General features: G+C 68.0%; 13 protein-coding genes. 5 read left to right on the top strand and 8 right to left on the bottom strand.

Annotated elements, in window-relative coordinates:
* The first annotated feature begins 218 nt into the window (after positions 1 to 218).
* The 4 genes from ABZ928_RS20105 (at position 219) to ABZ928_RS20090 (ending at position 5047) form a co-directional block, all read left to right on the top strand.
* Positions 219 to 1796 carry an MFS transporter gene (locus ABZ928_RS20105; protein WP_361520739.1) on the top strand — a complete coding sequence of 526 codons (1578 nt, stop codon included), beginning with the start codon at positions 219 to 221 and terminating at the stop codon, positions 1794 to 1796.
* Between the two features lie 127 nt (positions 1797 to 1923).
* Complete coding sequence (locus ABZ928_RS20100) at positions 1924 to 2898, top strand: Lrp/AsnC family transcriptional regulator (protein WP_361520736.1); 975 nt, start codon at positions 1924 to 1926, stop codon at positions 2896 to 2898.
* Positions 2899 to 3376: 478 nt separating this feature from the next.
* Entirely contained in the window at positions 3377 to 4381 is a 1005-nt protein-coding gene (locus tag ABZ928_RS20095) for a zinc-dependent alcohol dehydrogenase family protein (RefSeq protein WP_361520383.1), read from the top strand.
* A gap of 90 nt (positions 4382 to 4471) precedes the next feature.
* A complete protein-coding gene (locus tag ABZ928_RS20090) occupies positions 4472 to 5047 on the top strand; it encodes an MBL fold metallo-hydrolase (RefSeq protein ID WP_361520734.1) in 576 nt (191 codons plus the stop codon).
* A gap of 172 nt (positions 5048 to 5219) precedes the next feature.
* Here ABZ928_RS20090 and ABZ928_RS20085 read toward each other — a convergent pair whose 3' ends face one another.
* The 5 genes from ABZ928_RS20085 to ABZ928_RS20065 all read right to left on the bottom strand — a co-directional run bounded on the left by ABZ928_RS20085 (position 5220) and on the right by ABZ928_RS20065 (position 10218).
* A complete protein-coding gene (locus ABZ928_RS20085; RefSeq protein ID WP_361520380.1) occupies positions 5220 to 5543 on the bottom strand; it encodes an EthD family reductase in 324 nt (107 codons plus the stop codon).
* 164 nt (positions 5544 to 5707) lie between these two features.
* Positions 5708 to 6538, bottom strand: a complete 831-nt coding sequence (locus tag ABZ928_RS20080; protein ID WP_361520377.1) for an LLM class F420-dependent oxidoreductase — start codon at positions 6536 to 6538, stop codon at positions 5708 to 5710.
* Complete coding sequence (locus ABZ928_RS20075; protein WP_361520374.1) at positions 6535 to 7545, bottom strand: zinc-dependent alcohol dehydrogenase family protein; 1011 nt, start codon at positions 7543 to 7545, stop codon at positions 6535 to 6537. The genes ABZ928_RS20080 and ABZ928_RS20075 overlap by 4 nt, the downstream gene beginning before the upstream one ends.
* Positions 7546 to 8157: 612 nt before the next feature.
* Positions 8158 to 8829, bottom strand: coding sequence for an aquaporin (locus ABZ928_RS20070; RefSeq protein ID WP_361520371.1), 672 nt, complete (start codon positions 8827 to 8829; stop codon positions 8158 to 8160).
* A gap of 249 nt (positions 8830 to 9078) precedes the next feature.
* Positions 9079 to 10218, bottom strand: coding sequence for an ABC transporter substrate-binding protein (locus ABZ928_RS20065; protein ID WP_361520368.1), 1140 nt, complete (start codon positions 10216 to 10218; stop codon positions 9079 to 9081).
* Between the two features lie 689 nt (positions 10219 to 10907).
* On the opposite strand from ABZ928_RS20065, the gene ABZ928_RS20060 reads away from it, so the two are divergent.
* Complete coding sequence (locus ABZ928_RS20060; protein WP_361520365.1) at positions 10908 to 12146, top strand: helix-turn-helix domain-containing protein; 1239 nt, start codon at positions 10908 to 10910, stop codon at positions 12144 to 12146.
* Between the two features lie 361 nt (positions 12147 to 12507).
* On the opposite strand, the gene ABZ928_RS20055 is transcribed toward ABZ928_RS20060, so the two are convergent.
* From ABZ928_RS20055 to ABZ928_RS20045, 3 genes are all read right to left on the bottom strand, one after another.
* Positions 12508 to 13635, bottom strand: a complete 1128-nt coding sequence (locus ABZ928_RS20055) for an LLM class flavin-dependent oxidoreductase (protein ID WP_361520731.1) — start codon at positions 13633 to 13635, stop codon at positions 12508 to 12510.
* Between the two features lie 153 nt (positions 13636 to 13788).
* On the bottom strand, positions 13789 to 16089 hold the full coding sequence (locus ABZ928_RS20050) for a pyruvate dehydrogenase (RefSeq protein ID WP_361520729.1): 2301 nt from the start codon (positions 16087 to 16089) through the stop codon (positions 13789 to 13791).
* A 68-nt stretch (positions 16090 to 16157) separates the two neighbouring features.
* A complete protein-coding gene (locus ABZ928_RS20045) occupies positions 16158 to 16718 on the bottom strand; it encodes a flavin reductase family protein (RefSeq protein WP_361520362.1) in 561 nt (186 codons plus the stop codon).
* Positions 16719 to 16813: the final 95 nt, after the last annotated feature.

Raw genomic sequence — 16813 nt, 5'->3', positions numbered from 1 at the left:
TGAGAGCTGCGCCAGGCCGCTGTCGGAAGTCCCACGGCATCGCTCATCCGATGTCGGTTTTCCCGTACTTCCACCCCCGTGGCTGGGCGAGCTCCGAGGCAGGCCGGAAAGTGGTCAACGCATCAACCGAGCGCGGTGCACAGCACCGCAAGGGAGAGTTACTCGTGAACGTCATAACTCCGAGCGCCCAGCGGGAAAACCGGGCTGCGACGCTCGTCATGGCCTGCGTGGGTGTATTCGTCGCCTACCTTCCGGTGACCACCGTCTCGGTGAGCCTGCCCGCCATCCAGCGGGCCCTGGGTGCGTCGACCGCCGAACTGTCCTGGGTCACCGACGCGTTCGTGCTGCCCATGGCCGCGCTCATCCTGACCGCCGGGGTGTTCGGTGACGTTCACGGCCGTAAGAAGGTCTACCAGGCCGGGCTCGCCTTCAGCGGCCTGGGCGCCCTCATCGCCCTGTGCGCGCGGTCGATCGAGGTCGTCTGGATCGGTCAGGCCGTCTCCGGCCTCGGAGCCGCGGCCCTGCTGCCCACCACTTTGGCGCTCATCAGCCACGCCGTACCGGACCCGCGCGAGCGCGGCAAGTACGTCGGCCTGTGGGCGACGGCGCTCATGGGCGCGCTGGCCGTCGGCCCCGTCATCGCCGGTCTCATCCTCGACCACTTCGCCTGGCGCTGGATCTATCTGCTGTCCGTGCCCGTTTCGCTCATCGCCATGGCCGTCGCGGTCCGGTTCGTGACCGACTCGCGGGCACCCGGCTCCCGCCGACTGGACTGGTCCGGCCAGATCACGGCCGCGCTCACCATCACCGCCCTGGTCTACGGCGTCATCGAGGGCGGCGCGGGTTCCTTCTCCGAGGTCCGTGTGATCGTCGCCCTGGCACTCGCGGCCGCGGGGGCGATCGGGTTCGTCATCGCGGAACGGCGCAGCAGCAGCCCGATGCTGGACCTCACGCTCTTCCGCAGTCCCGCGTTCACCGCCACGACCCTCATCGCCATGATCAGTTTCCTGGGGCTGATCGGGTTCTTCTTTTCCCTCAGCCTGTACTTCGGGATGGTTCAGCAGCTCGACACCCTTCAGGCCGCCTGGCGGCTGATCCTCATCAGCCTGGCGTCGATCCTCGTCTCGCAGCCCGCGGCCCGTCTGATGCACCGCTGGTCCCCCCGCATCCTGATCACCGGCGGCCTGCTGGTGACCGCGGGCGCCCTGCTGGTGCTGACCAGCATCGACGTACACACCTCGTTCCTGTCGTTGGCCTGGCGGCTGGTCCTGCTCGGCTTCGGTCTCGGCTTCGTCATCACGCCCATGACCGCCACCGCCGTCGCCGCGGTGCCGCACCACCTGGCCGGCATGGCCGCGGCCGGCAACAACGCCTTCCGCCAGGTCGGCGGCGCGCTCGGCCCCGCCGTCCTCGGCGCCATCCTCAGCACCAAGGCGGCGAACGCCCTGCCCGGACACCTCACGGACGCCGGCCTGTCCGCCCAGACGGTGCGCCGCATCGGCGCGGCGGTGGACGAAGGCGGCCTGGGCGCCGTGGCGCGCATGAACCTGGGCCCGGACCGGGGGCGGGCCCTCGGGGCACTGTCGGAGGCCTTCCTCGACGGCCTGCATCTGTGCCTGGTCATCGCCGCCGCGCTGACCCTCATCGCCGCCGCCGTGGGCGTCGTACTGCTGCGCGCTCCCCGTCGCCACACCGTTCCGGCCGCCGCTGCGGAGCCCGGTCAGCGCGATCGGGCGAGTGTATCGGCCGGTGACGGTTCGTCGGCGGGTGCCGGGTCAAGGGCTGCGGAGGCCTGACCGGTACCGAGCACCCTCCGTCGGGACGGGAGCGGGCGCTCCGATGGGGCCCGGAGCCGTGTCACGGCTTCGGGCCTCGCCCTGTCGCGCCATGAAGGTGTACGACGTCGCAGAGGATGGAGTCGTGATGGAACCGGGTGGCTTCGATCCACTTGACCTCAAGCTGTTGCAGGCGCTGCAGCTCGACGGGCGGGCACCCTTCAGCCGGATCGCGCAGGTGCTCGGAGTCTCCGACCAGACTGTCGCGCGCCGCTACCGGCGCCTGCGCGCCGGGGCGGGACTGCGGGTGCTCGGCGCGGCCGACGAGAACCGACTCGGCCGCAGCAACTGGCTGGTGAGACTGCGCTGCACCCCGGATGTGGCGGAGCAACTGGCGGGAGCGCTCGCCCGGCGTGCCGACACCTCGTACGTCAGCCTGAACTCAGGGGGCACCGAGGTGATGTGCTCGATGAAGCCCCGCGACCGCAAAGCCAGGGACGAGCTGCTGTTCGATCGGCTTCAGCGCACCCCCCATGTCACGTCCGTGACCGCGCACTGCCTACTCCACAACTTCTACGGCGGCGCGCTCGGCTGGCTCAGCAAGATCGACGCCCTTTCCTCCGAGGAGGAGACGGCTCTGCGCCCGCCGCCCTACGAACCGATCGCCGGCCCTTTCAACCTGGACGCCATCGACGAGTCACTGCTCACCGTTCTCCGGACGGACGGACGCGCCACGCTCACCGAACTCCAGACCGCCACTGGCCAGACGGAATCCACGGTCAAGCGGCGCCTGGAACGCATGCGCTCCACCGGTGTGCTGTATTTCGACATCCAGCACGATCCCGCTCCCCTCGGCCACGACGTGGAGGCGATGCTCTGGCTCACCGTGGCCCCCTCCGCTCTGGCCGGCATCGGACAGGCCCTCGCGGATCATCCCGAAGTCAGCTATGCCGCCGCCACCACCGGCCAGGCCAACATCTTCGCCGCGACCCTGCACCGCAGCAGCGGTGATCTCTACACCTATCTCAGCGACAAGATCGGCGCCCTTGACGGGGTCCACTCCGCCGAGACGGTGCTGACCCTCCGACAGGTCAAGCAGCTCAGTTACGAACCCACGCGCTGACCACCCGGATGACCGGTCGATCGCGACGCGGCCCGACGTCCCGCCTCGGCGCGTTCACAGTGACCCGGCCGACGGGACGGGCGCCGCAAACGCGCCGCCGGCCACCTGTCCGGTCGGCGCGACAGCAGGGTCCTACCGGGCAGCGCAGACCTCCGCACCACCCGACGGAACGCGGACGTGATTGGTGTCACACCTGCGGCACCAAGGGAGGTCCGGGACCCGACAGCCGGAAGCGAGCAGAGGCGGCCACACCTCGGGGAGCGCGGCCGTCGCGAACCGTGAACCCTGCCGACTTCGACAGCGGCCCCGGCTGCCGACACCGTCGCCGTCGCCGTCGTCCCACCCCACGGCCTCCACAGCCGCGCATAATTTCGACGCAAGTCAAAATTTGACAGCCATCAAACATTAGGCAAGGGTGATCAGACGCCGGATCAACTCGGTGCACCCCATTGACCCCAACTTCAAGGACGGATTCCCCATGGCAAGGCTCGTACAGTTCGACCGGCTCGGCGGCCCTGAGGTCCTGACCCTCCGCAACGTCGAGGTGGGCGCCCCGGGTACGGGAGAGGTGCGGATCCGGGTGGACGCGATTGGCCTGAACCGGGCCGAGATCATGTACCGCGAGGGCGGCTACTTCTACGAGCCGGTCTTCCCCTCCACGCTCGGCTACGAAGCCGCTGGCGCGATCGAGGCGGTCGGCGAGGGTGTGGACGGCTTCGCCGAGGGCGACCTGGTCGCTGTCGTCCCCGCGTTCCTGCAGAGCGAGTACGGCACCTACGGCGACCACGTCATCATCCCGGCCACGGCAGTCGTCCCCCGCCCCGCGAACGTCGACCCCGTCCAGGCCGCGGCCGTATGGATGGCCTACATCACTGCCTACGGCCCTTTCGTCGAGAGCGGACAGGTACGGCCGGGTGACTACGTACTGATCACCGCGGCCTCCAGCAGCGTCGGCCTGGCCGCCATCCAGGTCGCCCGTCACGTCGGCGCGATCCCGATCGCCACCACGCGCGGCGCCGCCAAGAAGCAGCGTCTCCTGGACGCCGGCGCGGCCCATGTCATCGTCACCGACGAAGAGGACCTGCCCGCCCGCATCAAGGAGATCACCGGTGGTGAAGGCGTCCGTCTGGCTTTCGACCCGATCGCCGGCCCGGGAGTCGAGACGATCGCCCAGGGCATCGCTCCCGGCGGCAGCCTGGTCGTCTACGGCGCCCTCGACTCTCGCCCCACCCCGCTGCCCAACGCACTGTCGTTCCCGGCGCTGACCAGCAGCACCTACACGCTCTTCGAGATCACCACGAATCCCGAGCGGCTGAGCCGGGCGGTCGCATTCGTCAACGCGGGTCTCGCCTCGGGGTCCTTCACCCCGGTCGTCGATCACACCTTCGACCTGGCGGACATCGCCGACGCGCACCGCTACATGGCAGCCAACGGCCAGGTCGGCAAGATCGTCGTCACCGTCGCCCACGACGACGCCTCCTGAACCCGCATGCACCGCAGCCCGGAGGGAGCGTTGTGCGCCTGACCAAGTTCGGCCACGCAGCCGTCCGCCTGGAAAAAGGGCGGCCGGCGTCTGGTCATCGATCCCGGCACGCTCAGTGAGCCGGAGGCCCTGGACGGTGCCGACGCCGTCCTGGTGACCCACGAGCACTTCGACCACTTCGACGCTGCGGTGCTGCGCGCCGCCGCAGAGGCCAACCCGGCCCTGCGGATCTGGACCAACCCGGACGTCGCCAGGCAGTTGGAAGGACTGGGAGCCGGGCGAGTCATGGCGGTGATACGAGGCGACACCTTCACCGCAGCCGGTTTCGAGGTCGAGGTCCAATGGCACGCGCCGATCCACCCTGAACTGCCATCCGAACGTAACATCGGCTTCGCCGTCGACGACGGCAAGCTCTTCTACCCCGGAGACGCCTTCACCGTCCCGGAACGGAAGGTCGACACGCTGCTCCTGCCGTCCCATGTCCCGTGGGCGAACTCCACGCAGATCTTCGGCTTCGCCCATGCCGTCGGTGCGGGCCGCGCGTTCAGTACGCACGACAGGCTGCTGAACGACGTCGGCCGCGGCATCGCCGGTGGCTTGTTCGCCACCCTCGTACCGGGGATGAGCTACGCCAGGCTGGCCGTCGGCGAATCGGTCGAGATCTGAGGCCGGCAACACCACCTCCCCGCCTGTGAACGGCCGGGTCAGTGCACTCGGCCGTTCACACCTCGTCACGCTCCCGGCCGTCCCCCAGGGCACACCCGTCGGGCAGTCCACGGGGAGCGGCCCGACAGGTGGTGCGACCCGAAGTGCGTCAGTCGCGGACCTCAGAGGATCGTCAGACCTCGTCGATGACGACCTCTGAGATCATCAGGACGGGGTGGATGTCGGTGAAGTTCGGGATGTCGTTGAAGATCTTGGTACGGGCGTCGTCGGTGTACGCCTCGGTCATGGACTCGAGCGAGTCGAAGTACAGGTGGCCGACGATGATGTACGGAGGGTTGCTGCCGGGCTCACCGCCGACCAGGCCTCTGTCCACCGCGAGGCGTCGCAGTCGGGGGCTGAGAGTGGCCTTCACCATGGGCAGGTGGCTGTTCTGGTAGTAGTCGTGGTCAAAACGGGCACCTTCGGTGAACGGGTATCCGATCGTGGCCTTGATCATGGTCATTCCTTCTGGTGGGCGGGTGCGAGCGGGCAGGATCGTCGCGGGCGAGGGTCGCGTCGCGGCCCCCGGCCGGAGGTGGTCCGCCTCCGCACCCGGGTTATTGCTGGTTGTGCCCTTCGGGTTCCCGGGGCCCCGGGAACCCGAAGAGGGCTTGAGGGAAGTCAGCCCAGGCGTTTGCCCAGGTGGAGTGCGATCTGGTCGACGGTGTCGGTCATCGCGGCGGTGTCGAGCGGACGCACCCAGAACAGGACGCGGTCGACTCCCGCGGCCGCGTAGGCGTCGACGTCTTCGAGTTCGCCGCCGAAGAGGGTGACCGGGAGAGGTTCCTCGCTGCCCGGCTTCCGGGCGGTCTTCTTGAAGTGGGTGATCTCTTCGAGGACGTTGGGCCGCAGCATCGGGATCCATTCGTCGCCGTAGGCGATGACCCGCTTGGCGACGTTGGGGCCGTTGCCGGCCACAAGGATCGGCGGGCGGGGCCGCTGGAGAGGCTTGGGCCAGGAGGTGACGTGCTCGAAGTCGACGAAGTCGCCGTGGTAGGAGGCGACGTCGTGGGCCCAGATCTGCTGCATGGCCTCGACCCGTTCCCGCATGACCTTCCAGCGGTCGCTCGGGTCGGTTCCGTGGTTGCGCATCTCCTGGTTGATCCAGCCTGGGCCGACGCCGAAGTTCATGCGCCCGCCGGACAGGACATCGACGGAGGCAACCTCCTTGGCGGTGACGATCGGGTCCCGCTCGGTGACCAGCAGCACGGCCGTGCCGATCTGCAGGGTGGTCGTGGCCTGGGCGATGGCGCCGAGGGCGACGAAGGCGTCCATGCCGTTCTTGAACTCCGGGGCGAGATTCAGGACGTCGTAGCGCTCGGGGGTGACGGCGGGGATGTGGGTGTGGTCGGGCATGAACAGCGACTCGAAGCCGCGGTCCTCCAGGAGCTGGCCGAAGTCACCCGGCGGGATGGCGTCCTTGGTGGGGAACATGATGAAGCCGAACTTCACGACGGGTCCTCCTGGGAGTTCACGGTGACGACGATCTTGCCGACCTGGGCTCCCGCCTCCAGGTAGCGGTGTGCGGCGACGATGTCGTTCAGGTGGAAGGTGCGGTCGATCACCGGTGCCAGCGACCCGGAGGCGAGTCCGGTGGTGATGTAGTGCTTGGCCCGGGCGAAGCGCTCGGGATCGCCGGTGACCTCGAAGAGCGTGTAAGGGCGGGTGCACACCGGCAGCATCCGGTCCAGTCCGGGGAGCGGAGTGGGCCGACCCGACAGCGAGCCGTGGACGAGGATGAGCGCGTCCGATGCCATGACGCGTGCGAGTTCCTCGATCGAGGGACCGGCGACGGCGTCGAACGCCAGGCGAGCCCCGGTGCCGCCGGTCACCTCCCGGACCACCTCCGCCAGGTCGTCGCGGCCGTTGACCACCACCCGCGCGGCGCCCGCCTGCAGCAGGCGCCCTTCCTTGCCCGGGTCGTTGGTGGTGGCGACAGGGACAGCACCGATGCGCAGGGCGGTGTGGATGGCGGCCAGGCCCACACTGGAGGAGGCGGCCGTGATCACGACCGCCTCGCCCGGCCGAAGGCGGGCAATGTCGACGAGCGCGCCGTAGGCGGTGAGGAACGCCATCCAGGAGGCGGCCGCGGTGGTCGCATCGACGGCGGAGGGACGCTGGACCAGCGCATCGGCCGGAACGATCGCCTGCTCACCGTAGACGGGGTATCGGGACTGCGGGAAGACCGGCAGGATGCTGACCAGGTCGCCAGGGGCGAGTCCGCTCACCTCCGGCCCGACCGCGCGGACGCGGCCTGCGGCCTCGTAGCCGAGCCCGGACGGCAGGGCGGCGACACGGTCGAGGTAGCGGTCGCGACGGAAATTGGCCTCGGACCGGTTCAGTCCGATCGCCTCCACATCGACCAGTACCTCACCCGTGCCCGGCATGCCCAGGTCGTGCTCCTCCAGTCGCAGGACTTCAGGCCCGCCCAGCTCATGGAAACGCACCACACGTGCCACAGATCTCTCCTCCAGGCGGATTGTTCGTTCGGGAACGTAGGACGTCAGAGGTCGGAGATCAGCCAGGCGCGTGCCACGCGTGGACACAGACGCAGCCCACTCGAGCCGTCCAACGTCGACAATAGTCGAAATTTGACGCCTGTCGAACTTATGGAGCAGGTGGGCTGCATCACGGGCCAACGAGGCGCACCTGGTGAGGCGATGCCCGCCTCACGGCAGGAGACCTCACCCCCGCCGTTTGCGTACCTTCGGCGATGGCCTGGTGCGGCCACGCCGCACCGCGGCCCGGTGTGGCCCTGATGTCCGGTTGCCTGGGCCCATCGGCTTCGGATACCAGGCTGCCTTGGGGGGTGTCGCAAGCCGAACCCGATCGGACGGTCGTGGCGGTGACCGGCGGTGCAGGGGCTCGGACAGTGCCTCGCCGAGATCACGACGGCGAGTAGGTACGGCCCCTGCCGGTGGACGATACCGACGACCGCGCCCTGGACGCACCGACGTTCTCCGCCGCCCGAGCCGGCTGCCGGGCCATGTCCGCCTGGATACGGCAGTCCAGCGCACCAGAAGCCTGTGAATTGCTGCACCGAGCGCTGCCCCCAACACCGGCGCGAGGAGTTAGACAGCCAGGTTGCCGAAATCGCCGACTAGGAGCGCAGGGCCGAATGCGCGGGCGGGGTTGGTCGAGCCCCCGCTGCGTGGGCCCAGAACGGCAACGATCACCACCGTAGCCGAGGCGAGCGTCACGGGCAGTCTCGCGGCCGCGGCCGGGTGAGCGAGGAAGAAGCCCACCAGCAGCGTCACCACGATGAGGCATGCCACCTCTGCGACGAACACATCGGGTGCCCGCCAGTTCGTAGCGGCATGGACTACGGCGAACTCCACCGGCGGTTGTGTGACGACTCCACCCCAGACGAGGTAAGCCAGAGCGGTTCCAGCCACGGAGCCGGCCAGTTGGGCAAGCATGTACGGGACAACGGCAGCTCCGGGAAATACCCCCATGAGCCATAGGGCGACGGAAACAGCCGGGTTCATGTGACCGCCCGAGCGGCGGCCCATGGACTCACCACAAGGCAGGAGGAGAACCATCCCGGTCAGAGTGGCCACGACAGCGATCGCCCGGTCCGTCCCTTCGGGGGCGAACGGTGAGGACGGTGCAACGAACCAGCGGATCCCCGTCACTACGAAGAACAGGAGCACGCCTGTCAGGGCGAACTCGAACAGAGGATAGGACGGCTCTACGGCGTGCAGCGGTTCACTCACGCTGGTCTGGTCCTCGACAATGGGCATGGGAGCACCCCTTGGAGATGTGTGGTGTTTCGCGGGCCACCCCAACAGGCGCCCGGGCAAACGCCGTCGGACTACGGTCAACGGCCGCGTTCGGCTGAGCGAGAACCTCTGCCGATCATCATTTGAGAATTCGAAAAGGTTCTCGGTGTCGGCTGGGATGGCACTGAGGTGCGGTGCGCGGGCATCCTGCACCGCTTCAAGCGATCCGAGGTGCACGCCCGAAGACCGTGTCCGGCGGCGGGTTGGGCTCTAGCCCTGTGAACCATCCTGGTTGACGGGGTAGAGGCCGAGAACGCCCTCCGGGTCAGAAGGGTCCACCCCCTGGACGTCACCCACATACAGGTTGATGAAGGCCTTGTAGCGGTCGAGGGCAGTGCGATCGCTCATGAACTTGCCGAGTCCGAGCGGATTCATGTTGCTGTAGTCGAAGATGCCCTTGCGACCGGCCGGGGCAGCCACGTCGGTGCGGGCGCTCCAGGTGCCGATGGAGTCCTGCTGAGCGTCCTTGGACAGCAGCCAGCTCAAGTAGAGCTTGGCGGCGGCCTTGTGCGGGGCGTTCTTCAGGATGGCGCCGGTCTGCGGCCATGCCACCCAGGGGGACTTCTCGGGGATGCTGGACTTCGACAGACCGGTGAAGCTGCCGGCACTGCCGAAGTTGGCCACGTACCCGTCGGTGCCGACGAGGTCGGCGGAGTCCTGGGTGCCGCGGACGAACTTGGGATTCTGAGCGAGCAGCTTCCTCAGGTAGCCAGAGCCGTACTTGTCGGTGAGCTGCTTGAAGTAGAAGAGGACAGCGTCGTCGTCGTTCGGGTAGGTGAAGACGAGCTTGTTCTTGAACTCGGGCTTCAGGAAGTCCTTCGCCTCGACGGGAGCGTTGTCGCCCAGCGTGACAGCGGTGTTGTTGGCGAAGGCGAAGAAGAACAGGCCGGTGTAGTAACCGTCCTTGTCCTTGATCTGCGGGTAGACCTTGTTCCAGCCGACCGGCTTGTACTTCTCCAGAACGCCTTCCTTCTTCCAGCGCGGGAAGTCGTCAAGGGTCTGGAGGTGGACGACATCGGCGACCACGTGGTGCTCGGCGACCTGGTTGTCGATGCGGGCGTCATGGTTCTTGCTGAAATCGACAACGATGTCGACCTTCATCTTGGGGAACTGCTTGACGAAGGCGTTCTTGAGGTAGTCCGCCTGGCCGGGCTTGTCACCGCCGGCGTAGACGACCAGTCGGCCGCCTTCGGCAACGGCCTCTTTATAGAGTTTCTGCAGCTGGGACTGTTCACTCGTGGTCCCGGGCGTCTCCTGCACGGAGGGGCTCGCGCCGGCGACCGTGGCGCCGGTCGCGGCCAGAACACCGAGGGCGGCGGCTCCGGCCCATGCCTTACGGGTGAATCTCATGGCAGTTCCTTCGAGGGGCCCCAGAGGGGGGTATTTGAGAGTTAAACGATGTTGACCGTAAGCGGGAGCACCGCAGGCCGGCAAGATTATTTCGATCTCGGTAGTATTACGACAGCAGTCGAAGATGCTTCGGGAAGGGTGTTTGAGGTCGGCGTTGCCTTGACCGCGGGTCCTGGCGACGTGTCCGGGTGCAAACGCTCCTTCAGGACTGTCCCGCCCTTGCCGGGCGTCTCACTGGCCGGCTCGGTGGTCTCGATCGGTGTGCCGAGGCGGCTCTCACTCGGAGCGCTACTCTTCTCCGCGCATGTGACTGCGGCCGCCAACCTCCACGATGAGCCTCGGCAGGCACGCACCGGGGGCCGCACCGACAGCGCTCGCGGTAGATGCTGCCGCTCCTGACCAGAACCAGGCCGAAGCCGTGCCACTCAAGCGAGTTGTCTCTCGATGTCTGGCGCGGTGACAGGTCTCAGGTGCCACCCGGCACCATTCTCAAAGACGCTCTCCGGCCGTGAGGACATGAAGGTTTCCGCGTCGGCCGACCTGGGCTGGGGTATGGCGGTGGGGATGCGATCGAGGGCGGTGACGACCTCAGCCGTGCCACATCGTCAGCCCCCTCCGGCCAGGGCGCACCGCCTCGACTGACGTTCCGCCCAGGGTGCACAGTGCACACCATGAGGACCCCTTGGCCCATGCCGTCGCAACGTGTTCGAGAGCTGTTCCGTGATGGCGCGAAGGCCGTACTCGCCATGCCCAGTGAGGCCGTCGACGAGCTTCATGCCGCGACCCTCGACGGCCTCGGTTCCCGGCTGATCGTCGAGGACTCGACACTCGTCGAGGCAACGAGACGCGCCAACGCGGCGAACCTGCGCCAGTGGGCGGCGTTCAATGTGCACAACCCTGGAGAACGAGTTCCGCCATATCTCGGCCCCGAGGTTCTGGAAGTGGCCCGCGAGTTGGTCCGGCGGGGTCTTGACGACCGGGCCCTGAATTCCTACCGAACCTCTCAGAACGTGGCGTGGCGGCTCTGGATGGATATCTGTTTCGCCCTGTCCACGGACTCGGCCGAACTGCAGGGCTTGCTGGAGGTGTCCTCTCTATCCATTTCCGCTTTCATCGACGATTCCGTCCAGGCCGTCTCGGCCCGGGTCGACGACGAACGCGAGGAGTTGACGAGAGGAACCCACGCCGAACGTATGGCCGCAGTCACGCTTCTCCTGGAAGGGGCACCCATCCCCCGGCAGCGAGCAGAGGTCCGGCTCGGCTATGCGCTGACGGGCGATCACACGGCCGCGGTCATCTGGGCCGACACGACCGCAGACGGCAAGCGTTCGGACCCGCATGGCCCCGCGACGTCCTTGGAGAGGGCTGCAGATGCACTCATGCAGGCCGTCGGTGCCCCGCGACGGCTGACCGTGGTCTCGGGCGCCACGTCGCTGTGGATCTGGCTGCCGACCGCCCGCACTGTCCGGGAGGACGACCTCAAGAGCCGGATAGCCGGAATGCCCGAGGTTCGCATCGCCATTGGCCGCAGCGGTCGGGATCTGGACGGGTTCCGCCGAAGCCACCTCGACGCGACGACCGCACAGCGGATGATCTCGCGGATCGCCTCATCGCAACAGGTCGCCCTCTATCGAGATATCCAGCTCGTCTCTCTCCTGACGGCTGATATGACGCGCGCCGACGAGTTCGTCACCGACACGCTCGGGGCCCTCGCGGCCGCCGACACCGAGATCCGCGACACCGTGTCGACCTATATCCGTGCCCAATGCAACACCTCGGAGGCGGCCCGCATGCTCTTCACACACCGCAACACAGTGATTCGCAGGCTGGACCGGGCCGACGCGCTCCTCCCCCGGCCACTGGCGGAGAACGTCGTCGACATTGCTGCCGCCCTCGAAGTGGTACGACTGCGGACCGTATCCAGCTGAGGGGATCGCTTTCTTAACCACTGCTGCGCAGGCTCGCATATCGGGGCGCGCGGCTCTCGGGGTTGGTCCATTGCCAGGCCCGGTGGCACGCGGGAGTGATCTCCATCAACGGCCCCGGACACCGTCTCGAGAATTGCCTCATGGCCACCGAGCTATCGCGTAGCGGCAGGTTCCGATGCCGGCGAAGCACGGCTGGCTCCGGTCGGCGGCGAGGCCGCCCGCCGGCGACCCGGCGCAGCGAAGTGCTGCGGCGGATGGGTGGCCCCGGGCTCCCCGCGCGGCACAGGCGGCGGCCGGCGCCGCGGCCAGCCGTGCCCCGCCGTGACGCCATGAATGCCTACCGCATGACAGCCATGGGTTCTCAGTGGCGGAGGCCGTGCCTGCGCATCAGGGGCAGGACTTCGTGGCCGAAGTCCTTGAGTTCCGTGGCGTAGTCGTGGAAGCCGAAGATGGCGCCGCTCATGCCGGCCTCGCTCAGTTCGGCGAACTGCTCGGTGACCTGCTCGGGGGTGCCCATGAGAGTGGGGCCGCCCCAGCCGGCGATGAAGCGTTCCTGGAACTTCTTGATCTGCGTGCCGAAGGACTGGCTCTGGACGCCCAGGACGTCCATGATGTTCTGCGCCCCGGGCCAGTCACCGGCGTCGATGATCGCCTGGTAGGCCGCCTTGGCCTCCTTCTCGGTCTCGCGGCAGATGACGAGGCAGTAGGTCCATACGTCGATGTCGCGTTCGTACTTGGTGTTCGCGAGGTTTTTGATCTTCTTGACGTAGGCCGGGACCTCCTCGGTGGGCAGCGCGATGAGGTTGATGTCGACGTTGCGGGCCGAGAACTCCTGGCCGGCCTCGGAGGCGCCTGCGTTGATCAGTGCGGGCCGGGGGTCCTGTACCGGCTTGGGATAGGAGCTGGCTCCCTTGGCCTGGAAGAACTCCCCGGAGAAGTCGAACGTGCCGGGGTCGTTCCACAGCTGGTTCGCGAAGTCCAGCCACTCCTGCCCGAACGCGTAGCGCCGGTCGTGCTCCAGCTGCTCGCTGCCGAACAGCTCCATCTCGGGGGTGAACCAGCCCATCACCAGATTCATGCCGAACCGGCCGCCGGAGATGTGGTCGATGGTCGCGGCCATCTTGGCCGCGACGACGGGGTGCACGGTGGGCAGGTGCGTGGTGGTGAAGACGCCGATGTTCTCCGTGGCCTGAGCCAGTCCGGCGGCCCAGGTGTAGGTCTCGAAGCAAACACCGTTGAAGTTGGTGTTGCCGCCGAAGCCGATCCACCGGCCGACCGGGACCATGGCCTCCAGGCCAAGCCGGTCCGCGGTGCGCGCGATCTCCAGCTGCTGATCCCATGTCACGCGGAACCCGGTCGGTGCATCGCTCATGATGAGACCGCCGCTGCAGTTCGCCGAGAAGACGCCCAGCTTGAACTTCTGGTCATTGAAAAGCGGATTCTCTCGGATGCTTTTCGTTTTGCCCAGGAGTCCTTCGGCCTCGTGCATGGAAAAGGTCACGGCAGCCCTCCGTCGTCATTGATGGGATAAAATTCCGCCGCTTATTCGGGATCGGCGGAATAAGTTGTTCGTAAAATAGGCGGCGTTGTCCGCACCGGCTATCCGCCAGGCGACCGCCAGTGTCCGTGAGGCGGCGCGTCTTCAGCTGACGAGGTGCAGCGCGGCCTCGACCACGCTGTCGGTGTCGATGCCGTGGTGGCGATAAACGTCTTCGAGGGCACCGGACTGCCCGAACCGCGTGACGCCGAGCGCGGTCAGTGGCACCTGATGGATGGTGGCCAGGAACGCCAGCGTGTGAGGGTGACCGTCGACCAGGGTGACCAGCGGGGCCGCACGGGTCGAAGGGAAGATCTGGTCGAGGATCCAGTGCGGGCCGTCGTGCAGCCCGCGCCGCGCCTGGATGGCGCGGAAGAGCAGGTCGGGGCTGGTGACACAGACCACGTCGGCGGCGAATCCGAGTGCGGCCAGCCGGTCGGCGGCCACGAGGGCCTCCGTCACCATGGCGCCCATCGCGGCGATGGTGACCAGGGGGCGCTCGGTGCGGCGCAGCGTGTACGCGCCGGCCACGACCTGGCGGCGGCGCCGCTCGCGGGCGGCCGGGTCGGTGGGGACTGCGGCCAGTGGCTGCTCCACCCTGCGGGTGGACAGGCGCAGATAGGCCGAGCTGCCGTCCGGTTTGCCGAGCCGGCCCAGGGCTGCGAGCAGACACCACTCGGTGTCGAGCGCAAAGGCGGGCTCGTAGAAGAGGCATCCGGGCTGTTCGACGCCCAGGGAAGGGGTGGTGATCGACTGGTGGGCCCCGCCTTCGGGAGCGAGGGTGACGCCGGAGGGCGTGCCGACGAGGATGGACTGGCCGCCGGCGTAGATGCCGAAGGACCAGGGTTCCAGGGCCCGGTTGACGAAGGGGTCGTAGACCACGCCGATCGGCAGCAGTGGCTGTCCCCAGCGGCTCCAGGTGGCACCGAGCTCGCCGAGCAGTCCGACCAGGTTGGTCTCGGCGATGCCCAGCTCCAGATGCTGTCCTGCGGGACGCTCCCGCCAGTGCAGGATGGTCTCGGCGTCATCGGCGAACCAGTCGGTGCGCTCGGTCGACGACCAGATGCCGACCTTGTTCAGCCAGCCCCCGAGGTTGGTCGAGGAGCTGACGTCCGGGCTGACAGTGACGATCCGCCCCGCGGCCCGGGGTGCCTGACGGGTGAGGTCGAGCAGCACCCGGCCGAGGGCTTGCTGGGTATTGCCGGTGCCGGTCGGCGCCGGGCGGCCGAGATCGGCCGGAATCGCGGGCGGCTGCTGAGCCTCGGCCTGGGGCCTGCGCAGTCGGTCGGCGGCCCTCGCGCACAGCAGTGCCTCGGCACTGCCCGCGGGAAACGGCTGCCAGGGCTGGTCCAGGTCGGTACCCAGGCGTGCGGCGAGCCGGCGCATCTGATCGGCGGTGAGCAGCGAGGAGTGGTTTTGCGGATGGCCTTCGGTCGGCAGCCCGTGGCCCTTCACCGTGTACGCGAAGATCACGGTCGGACGGGTGTCGTCGATGGTGTCGTACGCCTCGATCAGTGCGCCGAGGTCGTGGCCGCCGAGGTTGCGCACGGCCGTCAGGAGGTCGCTGTCGTCCACCTGCGCGATGAGCTTGGTGATGGGCCCGGCGGTGGACCCGCTGCCCGGTAGCCGTTCACGCAGTTGAGCGGGGGTGCAGCGCAGCAGCCGCTGGTATTCGGGGTTGCCCATGGCGTCGATACGGGTGCGCAGGGCGTCGCCGCCGGACCGGGTGAACAGCTCCTGCAGCACGCGCCCGTACTTGAGGGTGAGCACCTGCCAGTCGGCCGCGGCGAACATGCCCTGCAGTCGCTCCGCGGCAATTCCGGGCACCACACGGTCCAGGGACTGACGGTTCAGGTCGACGATCCATACGATCTCGCCGAGGCCCGGCACCATCGGGTCCTGGAGCGCCTCCCAGATCGCGCCCTCGTCCAGTTCCGCGTCGCCCAGCAGCGAGTACTGCCGTCCCGTGCCCGCGCCGCCGAAGCGGGTCTCGACATAGCGCCGGGCAATGGCTCCCCAGATCGGGGCGGTGGCTCCGATGCCGACCGATCCGGTGGAGTAGTCGACGGGATCGGGGTCCTTGGAGCGGCTGGGATAACTCTGCAGGCCGCCGAAGGAGCGGAGTGTCTCCAGGTACGAGGAGTCCAGCTCGCCCAGCAGATGATTGACGGCGTGCAGCACCGGGGATGCGTGCGGTTTCACCGAGACCCGGTCGTGCGCGGTCAGTGTGTGGAACCACAGGGCGGTCATGATCGAGGTCATCGAGGCACTGGACGCCTGGTGGCCACCGACCTTCAGCCCCGAGGGGTTGGGGCGTACCCGGTTGGCGTGGTCGACGGTTGCGGTGGACAGCCACAGCACGCGGCGCTCGACGGCCTCCAGTGTCGCCAGCAGGTCGCTGGTCATCACCGGCGGGCCGGGCGTCGGCGAGCTGGTGGAAACGACGGGCTCCGGCTCAGACGTCTCGGAGGCTGTCATGACGGCCGTCCGGGCTGCTGGGCAGGCGCCTTGGGCGGCGAGATCCCGTAGGCGCCCCGGTAGAACAGGAGGGGCCGCTTGTGGTCGTCGCAGCCCAGGGAGCGGACCTCGCCGGCGACGATGGTGTGGTCACCACCGTCGTACTCGGCCCACAACACACACTCCGCCCAGGCCGCGGTTCCGGCGAGCACCGGCGCGCCCGAGGGACTCGGAGACCAGCTCACCCCGGCGAACTTGTCCGCGCCGGAGCGGGCGAAGCCGTTGCTGAGATGCTGCTGATCCTCGGCCAGGACGTTGACGCAGAAGGACTGCGCTTCGCGAATGCGGGGCCAGGTGCTGGAGGTACGGGCCGGGCTGAAACTGACCAGCGGCGGGTCCAGCGAGAGCGACGCGAAGGACTGGCACGTGAAGCCCAGCGGACCGTCCGGACCGTGCGCGGTGATCACGACGAGGCCGGAGCAGAAATGCCCCATGACCTTGCGCATGCTGTCGCCGGCCACCATGGAGCATTCGCCCGAATCAACGCCGTCTGCCTGGGGTGTCGTTATCGAGGACATATTCCGAGGCTAGGAAAGAAACAGTCCCGACCACTATCCGTTCAGTGCCACGCAGTAGCCGCCAAACGCCGCTCCGTGGACTCGGTATGCGGGTG

The sequence above is a fragment of the Streptomyces sp. NPDC046909 genome, from assembly GCF_040644695.1.
GTDB lineage: Bacteria > Actinomycetota > Actinomycetes > Streptomycetales > Streptomycetaceae > Streptomyces.
Note: the sequence above shows the minus strand (reverse complement) of the source record. Positions and strands in the feature narration are given on the sequence as shown.